This window comes from Ewingella sp. AOP8-B2-18, from assembly GCF_052376015.1.
GTDB lineage: Bacteria > Pseudomonadota > Gammaproteobacteria > Enterobacterales > Enterobacteriaceae > Ewingella > Ewingella allii.
The window spans coordinates 342,898-356,553 of sequence record NZ_JBQSVB010000003.1 but is presented as its reverse complement, the minus strand read 5'-3'; the positions used below and the strand labels follow the sequence as shown (position 1 = coordinate 356,553).

The following is a 13,656-nucleotide window of genomic DNA, read 5'->3' as shown; positions in this document are numbered from 1 at the left end:
AAGACGAATTTATATGTGCATTTTTGAAGATTCAGCAGACTACTCTAACCAGCTTAGAACCTAATGAAAACCCGTGACCTAGGCCGATTGGCGTCATAAGACGGGTTCGCTATCTGAATCACACAATATTCTTGCCGCACGGGCGAGATATCCAGCAGGGGCTTGTACCTGAGTCACTACGCTTCGGCACCCGCCGAGCTGATTTGCCACAGTTATCTGGCTTTGCCAGCCAGATAACTGTGGATAACCTTTGCCGCTAACAGCAAAGACCTCGAGCTGGGCGTGTGCCTCAGACTTTGCCTGTCTGAACTGCCACTGGCGGCTAAAGCCATTGCTCAGTGATTGGTAATACTGCAACAGCGCCAATAAAGAGACCGCGAGTAGCAAAGTCGCTATCAGCGCCTCTGGCAGACTAAATCCCTTTTGCATTGTTATCCTCTCTTGCATCTTCTTCACAATAATCAGGGTCTGACTCAGGGCAGAAATCTAACCAGCCCTGCACAATTGCGGCAAATCGGCGGCTGCCGTTCGGCGAGCCCAGCATCCTCGCCTGCTGATACACCACCAGCGGTCGCGTGTGGTTATCAGTCGCGCCCTCCCCCTTGAGCAAAAAAACGCCTTGGCGCAGGGAGGGACGAACACAGCTACGTAAGCTCTGCGGCGGCTGGCCGGAAATGTGGATATCAGCATGCTGGCACTGCCATTGATTGCTCGCTGAAGCTTGCCATGTTTGGTTAAGTCCCCAGTTCAGTGAGGATTCGGCCTGCTCGCGCGCTGTTAGATAGCGATGCTCATGGCCAGTGAGTGTCAGGCTATCTGCCAGTTGCTGCCCAAGGTTAGTCAGAACGATAATCCCCAGAGACATCATCATCATGACGCTGAGCATCATGGCGCTGCCTCTCTGCCGCTGAATCCGCCATCCTGATCCCATCATCTCGCCCGCCCTGCCACCCGGGTTTCAACCCGGCGATGCACCGTCGGCGTCTCGCGCCAGTGTGCAGCAATATTAATAGTAAACAATGAATTGCCGCGTGGAGTAAGCCGCTTTGTGACGTTGAAATCGGTCACTTTGACTTCGGCGGGATCCAGCAACTTCTCCCAACCACTCCCTTGGCAGCTCGCGGCACCTCGCAGGGTTTCAATGGCGCCTGCGCGTAAGCGATAGGCAAAGTATTCGGCATTGTCATTGCCGGCAGGCTCCCAGCGGCCATTACGATTGAGGTCATAGGCGATGATGATGCAGGAATGTGCGGGCTCTCCTGTGCTTTGCCCAAAAACCGTGGCGCTCCCTCTGCATTCACCATTACAAAAGCCGGCGCGACGCAGATCTTTCTCGAGATTAGAAACCGCGCTTCTCAGTAATTGGTCTAATTGGAAGTGATGACTGAGGTTTTGGCTGCGCTGGCGCAGCAAAGGATAAAGCTGCGCCGAACTGAGCATTAGCATGCTGCCGATACTCAAGGCCATCAGCACCTCTGGCAAAGTAAAACCGCGCTGTTTCAGACGCATAGTGATATTCCCAATATGGCTTTGCCTTCACTGCATATTCGAAGTCTGCCTCTGGTAGAAAGAATAATGCGCAGGCTGCCGGCAGAATTACGCAGAGTAATATGCCCAGCCTGAGCAGCATTGCGGATGCCATAAAAGCCCATCACCTTGTGGGTAAAATCGGTAATTTCCACCTCGGCATCAATAATGCGAAAGTGCGGCGCGGGACTATCTGCGTCACAGCGCACGGGCTTGTTTCCCTGCCCCACGCAGCCTCCGCTCCCGCCGATAACCCATAAAATAACAGAGCGGTTATAAGCATTCGCCTCGGCCTGCAGTTCAGTCAGGTATGAACGTAACCTTTGGGCATGCTGTTCCAGTACCAGCGATTGCTGATAGGCCCGCCAGCCCTGTAGCCCCCATAAGCTGCACATCGCAATAAGGGCGATCACCACCAGTATTTCAATCAGCGTCATGCCCCGCTCTTTTACTTCGTTGGTCATTTCCATGAGGCGAGTTTATCCAGCCATTTTCTCTGCGCTACGGGTAAGCCTTTGATCTCCAAGAAACCTCGAGAAAATATTCTGCAAAATTCATCAATCACAAGGATTTTGCGTGATGCCTCGCAAACTCGAATAGCGGGTGAAAAAATACCGGATACCGGCAGAAAAAAAGTGTAGAAAAGCGTTCAGGAAAGATGGCGTTAAGGGAGGGAGTTAAAAAAGGGAGAGTGAGTTTCCCGCCAGCGGGGAGCTGGCGGGAATAACGCGAGGTTAGATAGCGACCGGCGCTTTAATCGGTGGGTGAGGGTCATAACCCTCAATAGCAAAATCGTCGAACTCGTAATCAAACAGTGAGGCCGGCTTACGTTTGATAACCAGTTTCGGCAAGGCACGGGGTTCGCGACTCAGTTGCAAATGAGTCTGTTCCATGTGGTTGCTATAGAGGTGAGTATCACCGCCTGTCCAGACGAAGTCACCCACTTCGAGGTCACACTGCTGAGCCACCATATGCACCAGCAGAGCGTAACTGGCAATGTTGAATGGTAGGCCAAGGAAGACGTCGCATGAGCGCTGGTATAGCTGGCAAGAGAGCTTGCCGTTAGCCACGTAGAACTGGAAGAAGGCATGGCAAGGCGCCAAGGCCATCTGATCCAATTCACCGACATTCCAAGAGGAAACAATGATGCGACGAGAGTCAGGATCTTGCTTCAACTGTTTGATGACGTTGCTTAACTGATCGATCTGCTTGCCATCGGCCGCGCCCCAAGAACGCCACTGTTTGCCATAAACCGGGCCAAGATCGCCATTCTCATCTGCCCACTCGTCCCAAATGGTGACGTTGTTTTCACGCAGATAAGCAATGTTGGTTTCGCCTTTCAGGAACCACAGCAGCTCATGAATGATAGAGCGCAAATGGCACTTCTTGGTGGTTACCAGTGGAAAGCCATCTTGCAGATTGAAACGCATCTGATGACCAAAAATTGACACCGTACCCGTACCGGTACGGTCAGCTTTAGGTGTGCCCTCATCGAGCACCTTCTGCATTAAATCCAGATACTGTTTCATGTTACCTCAAGATAATTGTTTCTGCGGGCGACGGTAGGCCCAGATCATCACGATGACACCAGCGATAACCATCGGCAGCGAAAGGATCTGTCCCATGCTGATGAAGCCGTCGAACAGCCCCAGCTGAGCGTCCGGCTGGCGGAAGTGCTCAACGATGCTGCGGAATGCGCCGTAACCAATCAGGAATAGACCTGAAACAGCACCCATTGGGCGTGGCTTACGGATGAACAGGTTGAGAATAATAAACAGCACTACGCCTTCCAGCAGCAGTTCGTAAACCTGCGAAGGGTGACGCGGCAGAACGCCGTATTGGTTGAGCAGCGGCTGCCATTGCGGGTCAGCGGAGGCAATGGCGATATCTTCCTGACGCGAGCCAGGGAACAGCATTGCCCAAGGCACCGTGGTCACGCGGCCCCACAGTTCGCCATTGATGAAGTTACCCAAGCGCCCTGCACCGAGACCAAATGGGATCAGCGGAGCAATAAAATCTGAAACCTGGAAGAAAGTGCGTTTTGTGCGACGCGCAAACCACAGCATCACCACGATAACGCCAATCAAACCGCCGTGGAAGGACATGCCGCCATCCCAGACTTTAAACAGATAAAGCGGGTTTTCGAGGAACAGTGGCAAGTTGTAGAAAAAGACATAGCCGATGCGGCCGCCGAGGAAGACGCCTAAGAATCCGGCATACAGCAGGTTCTCAACTTCTTCTTTTTTCCAGCCACTGCCCGGCTTGTTGGCACGGCGCACGGCCAGCCACATTGCGAACACGAAACCGACCAGATACATCAAGCCATACCAGTGAAGTGAAACCGGTCCTAGCGAGAAAATGACCGGATCAAACTGGGGAAACGCCAGATAGCTATTGCTCATCTATCACCACAAGTAGTTTATTGTTTTATACCCTTCATACTTCGGGTGCAGGTGTGCTCGTTGCCTTCCTGCAACACGACGTACACAGATATCGCCCGGTTAGGGGTCAGCAGGTCGCGGATCATAGCACAGGCAATATGAGCCACGGGCAAACACGGCTGGAAAAGTTCTGTAAAAAAACGTCTCATTACCGCCAGTTTAATACTGACTGACGGCTGGAAAAGCAGTGATTTAGCGCCTTAGGGCTATTTACCGCCGCGAATCAAACCGCCTAAACCTCGGCGTTCCATAAAGGCTGCAGTCATATGTCGCACATCAGTGGTGAACTGGGCTTCAAGCACCCGGCGCGCCAACTCTTGAGCATCCGCCAGCTCAATACTGCGCAATAAATATTTAATTCTTGCCACACTGCGGCCGTTCATACTGAGGTTGCGGTAGCCCATGCCGGTCAACAGCAGCGCGCCCATTGGGTCGCCCGCCATTTCTCCACAGAGGCTGATTTGTAAACCGGCCGCTTCGCCTTCGGTCACAATCTGCTTCAAGACACGCAGCATTGCTGGATGCAGGCTGTCATACAGACCTGCGACCCGCGTGTTGTTGCGATCCACGGCTAACAGGTACTGGGTCAGGTCGTTGGTGCCGACCGAGATGAAGTCCACCCGCCCTGCCAGCGATGGCAGCATGAAAATCATGGAAGGTACTTCAATCATCACGCCAATACGGGTTTTCGGTAAATCGTAACCCAGTTGCTCCTGCACTTCGCGCCCAGCACGGTCAATCAGGCGGCGCGCTTCGTCAATCTCTTCCAGACTGGTGATCATCGGCAGCAAGATGCCGAGATTGCCGGTAGCGGCATTGGCGCGCAGCATGGCACGCACCTGTATCAGGAAGATTTCCGGCTGGTCGAGGGTAATGCGGATACCGCGCCAGCCGAGGCAAGGGTTCTCCTCGCTAATTGGCATGTAAGGCAGCTGTTTGTCTGAACCAATGTCCAGCGTACGCAGCGTCACCGGCTTGCTCGGGAATAGCTGGAGCATGCCCTGATACTGCGCCACCTGCTCCTCTTCAGAGGGGAAGCCGCTCTGGAGCATAAAGGGAATTTCAGTACGGTAGAGACCCACGCCATCGACACGGCTGCCGAACAGCTTCTCGTGGTCGGCGCTCAGGCCCGCATTCAGCATTACCTGAACGCGCTCGCCGGTTTTCATCGCCGCGGGCTGTTCTACGTCATATTCAGCGCGCTGGCTTAGCTCCATCTCTTCGCTAATCAGGCGCTTATATTCGTTGACCAGCACCGGCTCGGGGTCGATCAACAACTCGCCGCGATAGCCATCGACGATTAACTGGCGCTGGCTGAGCAGCGAAGGCTGAATATCCGCCCCCATAATGGTCGGCACGCCCATGGCGCGGACCAAGATCGCGGCGTGCGAGTTAGCCGCGCCGTCGCGCACCACCACGCCAGCCAGACGATCTTGAGGCATCTCCGCCAGCAGCGTGGCGGTCAGCTCGTCGGCCACCAGAATGAAACGCTCTGGCCACGTCGTATTGCCCTGAATGGTGTCATCAAGGTGGAACACCAGTCGCTGGCCGAGTGCGCGCAAATCGCTGCCGCGCTCGCGCATATAAGTGTCTTGCAAGCTGGCGAACTGCGCGGCGAACTGCTCGACCACCTTCTTAACCGCCCACTCGGCCACCGCACCCTTGTCGATCTCAGTGAAGAGATCACGTTTGAGGCGCGCGTCGTTGAGCAGGTGCGAGTAGAGGTCGAAAATAGCCGCGCTCTCTTTTTGCGCGCTGGCGGTGAAACGCTTACTGAAGCGACGGAACTCGGCACCGGCTTCTTCCAGTGCGCGGGTCAGGCGTTCGCGTTCACGCACGGTGTCCAGCGTGGACGCCATGTAGACTTGGTCGAGAGAAGGCTGGGTACTGTCCTGCCAGCCAATGCCGATAGCCACACCGGGCGAGGCAGCCAGTGCTTTGACGCGAGTCTGGCGAAAGCGGCCATAGAGAACGTTGAGCTGCGCTTGCGAAAGTATCCCTGCCAGCTGGTTGGCCAGCGTGACCATAAAGGACTCTTCACCTTCGTCGAACTGCCGATGCTCACGCTGCTGGATAACCAACACGCCAAGTAGCTGACGACGATGAATGATCGGCACACCGAGGAAGGATCTGAAGAGATCTTCTTTTACTTGAGGGATATATTTGAAACTAGGATGGCTCTGAGCGTCGGCGAGGTTGATGGGTTCGGCAAGCCGCCCTACCAACCCGACGATCCCTTCGTCAAAGGCTAGCGTGATAGTGCGCCCGCGAGGTTTTTTCAAACCTCGCGTCGCCATCAGGTAGTAACAACGGCGGTCATTATCAGCGAGATAAACGGAACAGACTTCTGTATCCATCGCCAGGCAGGTTTCATTGACCAAAACGTCCAACGCATCATTCAGGCTGGACGCCATTGCTACCTTTTCAACAATTTCTCGCAAACGCGTGAGCATCTCTTTGCGACTTAGCCTCTTTTCCGACGGTAAGCGGGCGATGTCCGGGGCACGGGCGTTTCCTGTATTGGCATCACAGTCGTGGAAAACTCTTTCATTACGCGGCGGTAAACATCACGTTTGAAGGACACGACCTGACGCACCGGATACCAGAAGCTCACCCAGCGCCAGCCATCAAATTCTGGCGTACTGCTGCGCTGCATGTTGATGTCCGCATCATTGCACATCAATTGCAGCAAGAACCATTTTTGCTTTTGGCCGATACACACCGGCTTTGTATCCCAACGCACCAAACGTTTTGGCAATTTATAGCGCAACCAGTTGCGGGTCGAAGCCAGAATACGTACGTCTTTTCTGCTGAGACCTACCTCTTCAAACAGTTCACGGTACATGGCCTGTTCGGCGGTTTCGCCAGGGTTTATGCCCCCTTGCGGAAACTGCCAGGAGTGCTGGCCGTATCGTCTGGCCCATAAAACTTGGCCCTGCTTGTCGCAGATTACGATACCAACATTCGGGCGGTAGCCATCATCATCGATCACCGGACTACCTCAATAACTTCAAATCATAGATGTCTTGATTGTTTCATACTACCAACAGGCGGTAAACCACTGCTTACCCCCTATCTTCACGAATAAAAATGGGATAACTCACAGAGAATGGCAAAGTTATAAACAGAAGCTCGCCATGTCGTGCGATTTTATTCACTTTTTCTGTGGATAGATGTGTGAAGAACTTCATAGCAAGAGGGGTAAAACTATTTTTAGCTTTTTCTTACCCTCAGATGACAGTGATATTAAAGATATATATTTCATGTAATTAAAAGTAATTCACAGCTTCTTCACTGGGTTTACTCAGCCCTTAATGAGTAACAGCGATCGCTATTGGCGAAAGATCCATCAACGCCGTTTTTATCCACAGAGAAAGTCGCTACTTTGTCCAATTATGGGACAAAAAGACAAAATACCCCCTCCGTCAAGCCTGTAAATCGAACCAGTGATCGGAATAAGCTGAGGTTATCCAGAAAATCTGTGGATAACTAGGGGGAAGATCCTGTTCATTGTCACCCGCAACTGTGGATCAACTTTATATTATCCCTCGCGCGATCGCGGCTATGCGGAAAAAAAAGCGCAATAAATCATGCTATTATTCGACCTATCCACGGGTATAACTTTTAATTCCCGATGTGATTAAACCTGCGTATGAAAATTAACCAATAAATCTGAGACTTGCTGTATGTCGATTCCATTTCCTATGACAGAACCTCCCAAGGATGAACAGAGCCTGCTGGCGCGCGCCCAGTCCCTGGCTGGTTACTCACTGGGTGAACTGGCTGCCCGGGCTTCTTTGCCTATTCCTCCTGATCTCAAGCGCGAGAAGGGTTGGGTCGGCATGCTGCTTGAGGTCTATTTAGGGGCGATGGCGGGCAGTAAGCCGGAGCAGGACTTTGCGGCCATCGGCGTCGAGCTAAAAACCATCCCCATCGACGCACAGGGTAAACCTTTAGAGACCACTTTTGTCTGCGTCGCGCCCCTGACCGGCAACAGCGGCGTGACGTGGGAAAATAGCCATGTCAGACATAAATTGGCGCGAGTGCTGTGGATACCGGTCGAAGGCGAGCGGCAGATCCCGCTGGCAGAGCGCCGCATTGGTGCGCCTCTCATCTGGAGTCCTTCCGAAGAGGAAGAGCAGCAACTGCGCGAAGACTGGGAAGAGCTGATGGATTTGATTGTTTTGGGCAAGGTCGAAACCATAACCGCGCGTAAAGGCGAATTCTTACAACTTCGTCCCAAAGGGGCCAATAGCAAAGCCCTGACGGAAGCCATTGGTGAGTTTGGGCAGCCGATCATGACCCTGCCCCGTGGCTTTTACTTGAAGAAAAGCTTTACCGGCCCTCTGCTGGCTCGACATTTCCTGCTTTAAATCAGCCTTATTGATCTATACGAAATAAAACGCTTTTTTTTCAACGGTCGTCTGGCCCTTTTGCTAGGCTGTTGACTATCTTTATTTACAGCCCATTACTTAGAGGAATAATCATGAAAAAAGGCTTAATGATAATCAGCGCTGCGCTGGTGGTTGTCGGTTTGGCAGGGTGTGCCAGCGATTATGTCATTTCCACCAAAGACGGCAGTATGATCCTGACCGATGGCAAACCTAAGCTGGATAAATCTACCGGCCTGCTGAGCTACACCGATGATCAAGGCAATGAGCGTCAGATCAACAACGATAACGTGAGTCAGGTGATGAAACGCTAATTAACATGAATTGCCAGCGGCCCTTTCCGCTGGCCTTTTAGGCGCTCTTGCCATTTTCTGCCTATCTCCGCTGCCGCACTTCCCCCACTCGCACCGCTTGTATATAGTCAGTTAACACCCGTTTTGTGAAGATAAGTCAGTTGAGGCGCTTTTATCGGCCTGACATTCTCAGAGAGTAAGGAAGACCGGCAATGCAATATCACCGTATACCCCATAGTTCTTTAGAAGTGAGTCTACTGGGACTCGGCACCATGACCTTTGGTGAACAAAACAGCGAAGCCGATGCCCACCAACAACTGGATTACGCCGTGGCGGCGGGTATCAACTTTATTGATACTGCAGAAATGTACCCCGTGCCACCGCGCCCTGAAACTCAGGGGCTGACCGAGTCTTATATTGGTAGCTGGCTGAAAGCGCGCGGCAATCGCGAGAAAATCATTCTCGCCAGCAAAGTGTCCGGGCCTTCACGCAATAACGATAACGCCATTCGCCCGGCACAGATGCTGGATCGCAAGAACATCCGCGCCGCAGTGGATGCCAGCCTGCAACGTTTGAACACCGACTATATCGATTTGTATCAGGTGCACTGGCCGCAGCGCCCGGCGAACTTCTTCGGCAAACTGGGTTATCAGTACAGTGAAGACAGCACTCCTGTCACCATTTTGGAAACGTTAGAAGCGTTAAACGAGCAGGTTCGTGCCGGGAAAATCCGCTATATCGGCGTCTCCAATGAAACACCTTGGGGCGTGATGCGCTATCTGCAATTGGCCGAAAAGCACGACCTGCCGCGCATTGTGTCGATTCAAAACCCGTACAGCCTGCTGAACCGCAGCTTTGAGATTGGTCTGGCGGAAATCAGCCAGCACGAAGGCGTTGAGCTGCTGGCCTATTCCAGCCTGGCGTTTGGCACTCTGAGCGGCAAGTATCTCAACGGCGCTAAGCCTGCCAACGCGCGTAACACGCTGTTTAGCCGCTTTACTCGCTACTCTTCGCCGCAGTCTGAACTGGCGATTGCCGAATACGTCGCGCTGGCTAAGAAGCACAATCTCGACCCGTCACAAATGGCGCTGGCCTTTGTTCGCCAACAGCCATTCGTTGCCAGCACCCTGATTGGCGCCACCACGCTGGAACAGCTGAAGACCAACATCGACAGCCAGAACCTGACGCTGGACCAAGAAGTGCTGAACTCGCTGGAAGAGATCCACAAACGCTTCACCATTCCTGCACCTTAAGTCTGAACGGTGGGCACAAAAAAGGGCGCCGAGGCGCCCTTTTCTTTTATCTGTGACTCATTATGGCGCGCGGCGCTTTTGCGCAATCTGCCACGCCCAGAGCGCGATAATCGCCAGAGCAAAGACGACGCCGAAGCCGACACCAATGGCGAGCACTGGCGCACCGGCCATCACCGCCAGCGAATACAGCCCGAGCATCAGCAGCATCGCGGTATTCTCACCGAGATTCTGCACCGCAATCGCGTTACCTGCGCCGACAGACGCCTTGCCGAGATGCTGCAATAAGGCATTCAGCGGCACCACGAAGAAGCCGCCCAAAATCCCCACCAGCACCAGTACGATGTATGCATTGAGCATTTTGGTTTGCAGCGTGAACACCACCACCGCCACGCCAATGGCGATACCTGCAGGCAGGCAGCGTTTCACCGTTTTTAGCGTGATGAGCTTGGCCGCCGCACCGGCACCGAACACAATACCAATCGCCACCATGGCGTTAAGCAGGGTCGGGGTTTTGTTATCCGTAATGCCTAGCGCCACCGGCACCCACAGCACCAGCAGGAAGCGCAGCGTCACGCCCGCGCCCCAGAACAGGCTGGTGCCGACTAATGAGAAGCGCGTTTCAGCATCTTTCCACAGGATACGGCAGGCGCGGAAGAAGGTGCCGGTCATCGCCGATAAGCGCCATGACTGGCCCGGACGCGCGGCGGCCAGCTTTGGAATGAACCAGTTAGCCACCACGGCTAAGCCGTAAGTCAGCACACAAACGCCCAAGGCGGCCAGCACGTTCCAGTCGGCCAATGCCCCACCGGCCACGGAACCCAGTAGGATAGCGGCGATGGTCGAACCTTCCATCAGGCCGTTAGCTTTTACCAACTGCTCGCCTTCGGTGATTTCGCCCAAAATGCCGTATTTGGCTGGCGAGTAAGCCGCCGCGCCAATGCCCACCAGAGTGTAACCCAAGAAGGGATTTAGCCCGACGCAGATCACCGCCGCCCCCGCCAATTTGAGGATATTGGCGAACATCATCACCCGGCCTTTGGCAAAACTGTCGGCGAACTGGCCGACAAAAGGCGCGAGAATGATGTAAGTGGCGACGAAAGCCATTTGCAGAATAGGCTGGCTCCAGTCGGGGTAAAGCTGTTGTTTAATCAACGCCAACGCGGCAAACAGCAGCGCGTTATCGCCAAAGGCTGACAAAAACTGGGCGACAATTACCGCGACCATACTGCGCGACATCAGCGGAGATTTGGCGGCTAAAGGCTGATTCATTCTTGGGGCTCCGGTTTTTCTGCCATCTCTCGCAGAGTGACAAAATCTGGTTTTCCGCTGCCAAGCAGCGGCAAGGCTTTCACCACGCGAATATCGCGCGGCACGGTAAGTTCCGGCAGCCCAAGTTCGCGGGCGGCTTTGGATAAGGCGTCACGACGTAATTCTGCATCCGTTGTGAACAGCACCAGCGCCTCGCCCTTACTGCTATCAGTGCGCGAGGTCGCCGCATGCTGCCCATCAGGTGACGCCTTCAGCGCCAACTGCTCCACACTTTCCAAAGAGACCATTTCACCGGCCAACTTGGCAAAACGCTTAACGCGGCCCTTGATGGTGCAGAAGCCCTGCTCATCTAAGGTGACAATATCGCCGGTGTCATACCAGCCGGGCTGGATCTCGCCCTCGGCGTTCTCGGCCTGCGGTTTTTCCAACACGCCCGGATTTTCTACCCGCAGGTAGCCTTTCATGATATTTGGCCCGCGCAGCTGCAAGCGGCCGCCCTCTTCAATCCCCGGCACCTTGATCAGTCGCGACTCCATGCCCGGCAGAATACGGCCAACAGTTTTAATTTTGGTCGCCATCGGCACGTTAATCGACACCACCGGGGCACACTCGGTCACGCCGTAGCCTTCAAGAATGCGAATGCCGAACTTGTCCTGCCAGATTTGCTTGGTGCCTTCAGACAGCTTCTCAGCCCCCGCCACCACATAGCGCAGGCGCGCAAAGTCATAAGGATGGGCGAAACGGGCATAGTTACCGAGGAAGGTGGAGGTGCCAAACAGCACGGTGCAGTTCTGGTCATAAACCAGCTCCGGCACGATGCGATAATGCAACGGACTTGGGTAGAGGAACACGCGTGCGCCGGTCATCAGCGGCGTTAACAGGCCGACGGTCAGGCCAAAGGCGTGGAACAGCGGCAGTGACGACATAAAACGGTCACGCGGCGTGAAGTCTGCAATGGTGCGGATCTGCTCGACGTTGGCCAGCAGACTGGCGTGGGAGTGCACCACGCCTTTCGGATTGCCCTCGGAGCCGGAGGTGAACAGCACCAGCGCGGCGTCGTCGGGTTTCTGCGGCAGCATGGCCCGGCTTGGGAAAATCAGGTGGAATAAAATCCACAGTTTGTCTTCTTTGGTGACGGTATCTTTTAAGTCTTCGAGATAGACCCATTTCGCCTCAGGCACGTTCTCCGGCAAATGAGTCAACTTGCCCTTTTCCAAAAACTGGCGCGAGGTGATGATGGTTTCAATGTTTGCCGCTTTCATAGCGCTTTTGATGCCCTTCGCGCCAGAGGTGTAGTTGAGCAAAGCAGGAATACGGTTGCGCATCGAGGCGCCGAACAGCGCGGCGGCCATAATGGTCGCGTTGGGCAGAAGCATCCCAACGTGCTCGCCCTCGCGGGTAAAGCGTTGCAGGATGCGGCTTACGCCAAGGGATTTCTTCAGCAACCCCTGATAGCTATCTTCTTTAAACGCGATATCAGCAATGCAGGGTTTTCGGCGGCCGTAGCGAGTTTGAGCTGAAAGCAGCGCCTGATAGAGCGTTTGCGGCTCGCGGGTCGTCATCCGCGCGTCCATCATAATGTCGTGCAGCTTTTGCCCGGCCAGTACGCGGCGGTCGCGGGCGCGCGGGGCTTCAGGCATAGACACCTGCTGCGGCGGTAAAACGTTGATAGTGATTTTTGGGAACCAGCGGATTTTAAAGCTACCGAACAGGCGGCCAAACGGCGTGTACTCCGCGCCATCAATGCGCACCGGCAGCACCGTGGCCTGCGACTTCGCCGCCACAAAGGCCGCGCCGTCATAAATTTTCATCAATGAGCCGGTCACCGTAATGCGCCCCTCGGGGAATACCACCACCGGGCGACCTTTCTCCACTTCCCGCACCAGCCGTTTGATTGCCATCGGCTTGGTCGGGTCCAGCGGCACGAAGTCCACATACTGCTTCAACCACTGCATATACCAGCTGTCGGTAATATCCGAATAGACCGCAAACACCGGCTTAACGGGCAGAAACAGCACCAGCAGCACGCCATCGATAAATGACACATGGTTGGGTGTTATCAGCAGCTTAGGGTAATTGAAATTGGGGTGAGCCGGGGTCACCGTCACGCGAAACGCCAGGCGGAATACGATACGGAAAAGAGCGAAAAGAAATCGATACATCAGTGCCATCTCCTTATGAGCCATCCCTGAGTCTAAGAAAAAAAAGGTTATAGAAACAGCATACTATAGGAGACGGAGATTTGACGAAGGAAGGGAAGAAGTTTAAGACTTTGCGAGGTGTGCCCATATTACAACCGAATTTTGGCAAAAAAAAACCTACGCATCCGCGTAGGTTGGTGCAAATTTAATCGGTATCAACATACAGTGTACGCTGATGATTCACCAATCAATACCTCTGGGACGTTCAATTTATCCGCTTTGGCCGATCAACAGCCAGCAGCCAATCGCAACATAATCACGCAAAGTGTAACCAGTGGTGA

13 protein-coding genes are annotated in these 13,656 nt (G+C 54.0%); 3 read left to right on the top strand and 10 right to left on the bottom strand.

All coding sequences use genetic code 11. From position 1 onward, the window contains the following. Positions 1–93: 93 nt before the first annotated feature. The 8 genes from ACT3RR_RS09505 to rppH form a co-directional block, all read right to left on the bottom strand. Complete coding sequence (locus ACT3RR_RS09505) at positions 94–429, bottom strand: prepilin-type N-terminal cleavage/methylation domain-containing protein (protein WP_496200181.1); 336 nt, start codon at positions 427–429, stop codon at positions 94–96. Next, complete coding sequence (locus tag ACT3RR_RS09500; protein ID WP_496200180.1) at positions 413–934, bottom strand: YgdB family protein; 522 nt, start codon at positions 932–934, stop codon at positions 413–415. Before ACT3RR_RS09500 ends, ACT3RR_RS09505 begins: the two co-directional genes overlap by 17 nt. Continuing rightward, complete coding sequence (locus ACT3RR_RS09495) at positions 931–1,509, bottom strand: prepilin peptidase-dependent protein (protein WP_496200179.1); 579 nt, start codon at positions 1,507–1,509, stop codon at positions 931–933. The genes ACT3RR_RS09500 and ACT3RR_RS09495 overlap by 4 nt, the downstream gene beginning before the upstream one ends. Next, entirely contained in the window at positions 1,500–1,997 is a 498-nt protein-coding gene (locus ACT3RR_RS09490; RefSeq protein WP_496200178.1) for a prepilin peptidase-dependent protein, read from the bottom strand. Before ACT3RR_RS09490 ends, ACT3RR_RS09495 begins: the two co-directional genes overlap by 10 nt. A 264-nt stretch (positions 1,998–2,261) precedes the next feature. Next, positions 2,262–3,056 (bottom strand): thymidylate synthase, encoded by a 795-nt coding sequence (thyA, locus tag ACT3RR_RS09485; RefSeq protein WP_353503268.1) that lies wholly within the window; start codon positions 3,054–3,056, stop codon positions 2,262–2,264. A gap of 6 nt (positions 3,057–3,062) precedes the next feature. Further along, a complete protein-coding gene (gene lgt / locus ACT3RR_RS09480) occupies positions 3,063–3,929 on the bottom strand; it encodes a prolipoprotein diacylglyceryl transferase (protein WP_353503269.1) in 867 nt (288 codons plus the stop codon). A 245-nt stretch (positions 3,930–4,174) separates the two neighbouring features. Further along, positions 4,175–6,421 (bottom strand): phosphoenolpyruvate--protein phosphotransferase, encoded by a 2,247-nt coding sequence (gene ptsP / locus ACT3RR_RS09475; protein ID WP_034792869.1) that lies wholly within the window; start codon positions 6,419–6,421, stop codon positions 4,175–4,177. A gap of 11 nt (positions 6,422–6,432) precedes the next feature. Further along, a complete protein-coding gene (gene rppH, locus ACT3RR_RS09470) occupies positions 6,433–6,960 on the bottom strand; it encodes an RNA pyrophosphohydrolase (protein ID WP_034792872.1) in 528 nt (175 codons plus the stop codon). A 694-nt stretch (positions 6,961–7,654) separates the two neighbouring features. Between rppH and mutH the strand changes: the two genes are divergently transcribed. The 3 genes from mutH to ACT3RR_RS09455 all read left to right on the top strand — a co-directional run bounded on the left by mutH (position 7,655) and on the right by ACT3RR_RS09455 (position 9,905). Next, positions 7,655–8,341 (top strand): DNA mismatch repair endonuclease MutH, encoded by a 687-nt coding sequence (gene mutH, locus ACT3RR_RS09465; RefSeq protein WP_496200177.1) that lies wholly within the window; start codon positions 7,655–7,657, stop codon positions 8,339–8,341. Between the two features lie 113 nt (positions 8,342–8,454). Beyond that, positions 8,455–8,673, top strand: a complete 219-nt coding sequence (locus ACT3RR_RS09460; RefSeq protein WP_496200176.1) for a YgdI/YgdR family lipoprotein — start codon at positions 8,455–8,457, stop codon at positions 8,671–8,673. Positions 8,674–8,864: 191 nt separating this feature from the next. Then, positions 8,865–9,905, top strand: coding sequence for an NADP(H)-dependent aldo-keto reductase (locus ACT3RR_RS09455; RefSeq protein ID WP_353503273.1), 1,041 nt, complete (start codon positions 8,865–8,867; stop codon positions 9,903–9,905). Positions 9,906–9,965: 60 nt separating this feature from the next. Here the strand turns inward: ACT3RR_RS09455 and lplT are convergent, their stop codons facing one another. Both lplT and aas read right to left on the bottom strand, forming a co-directional pair. Then, entirely contained in the window at positions 9,966–11,174 is a 1,209-nt protein-coding gene (gene lplT, locus ACT3RR_RS09450; protein WP_496200175.1) for a lysophospholipid transporter LplT, read from the bottom strand. Next, the gene (gene aas / locus ACT3RR_RS09445; RefSeq protein WP_485904024.1) at positions 11,171–13,336 is read right to left on the bottom strand and encodes a bifunctional acyl-ACP--phospholipid O-acyltransferase/long-chain-fatty-acid--ACP ligase; all 2,166 of its coding nucleotides are present in this window, start codon (positions 13,334–13,336) and stop codon (positions 11,171–11,173) included. Before aas ends, lplT begins: the two co-directional genes overlap by 4 nt. Positions 13,337–13,656: the final 320 nt, after the last annotated feature.

Excerpts from the sequence above, each read along its gene's own strand:
- ACT3RR_RS09505 (WP_496200181.1), bottom strand. The coding sequence starts at position 429 with ATGCAAAAGGGATTTAGTCTGCCAGAGGCGCTGATAGCGACTTTGCTA.
- ACT3RR_RS09500 (WP_496200180.1), bottom strand. The coding sequence starts at position 934 with ATGATGGGATCAGGATGGCGGATTCAGCGGCAGAGAGGCAGCGCCATG.
- ACT3RR_RS09495 (WP_496200179.1), bottom strand. The coding sequence starts at position 1,509 with ATGCGTCTGAAACAGCGCGGTTTTACTTTGCCAGAGGTGCTGATGGCC.
- ACT3RR_RS09490 (WP_496200178.1), bottom strand. The coding sequence starts at position 1,997 with ATGGAAATGACCAACGAAGTAAAAGAGCGGGGCATGACGCTGATTGAA.
- thyA (WP_353503268.1), bottom strand. The coding sequence starts at position 3,056 with ATGAAACAGTATCTGGATTTAATGCAGAAGGTGCTCGATGAGGGCACA.
- lgt (WP_353503269.1), bottom strand. The coding sequence starts at position 3,929 with ATGAGCAATAGCTATCTGGCGTTTCCCCAGTTTGATCCGGTCATTTTC.
- ptsP (WP_034792869.1), bottom strand. The coding sequence starts at position 6,421 with ATGCTCACGCGTTTGCGAGAAATTGTTGAAAAGGTAGCAATGGCGTCC.
- mutH (WP_496200177.1), top strand. The coding sequence starts at position 7,655 with ATGTCGATTCCATTTCCTATGACAGAACCTCCCAAGGATGAACAGAGC.
- ACT3RR_RS09460 (WP_496200176.1), top strand. The coding sequence starts at position 8,455 with ATGAAAAAAGGCTTAATGATAATCAGCGCTGCGCTGGTGGTTGTCGGT.
- ACT3RR_RS09455 (WP_353503273.1), top strand. The coding sequence starts at position 8,865 with ATGCAATATCACCGTATACCCCATAGTTCTTTAGAAGTGAGTCTACTG.
- lplT (WP_496200175.1), bottom strand. The coding sequence starts at position 11,174 with ATGAATCAGCCTTTAGCCGCCAAATCTCCGCTGATGTCGCGCAGTATG.
- aas (WP_485904024.1), bottom strand. The coding sequence starts at position 13,336 with ATGTATCGATTTCTTTTCGCTCTTTTCCGTATCGTATTCCGCCTGGCG.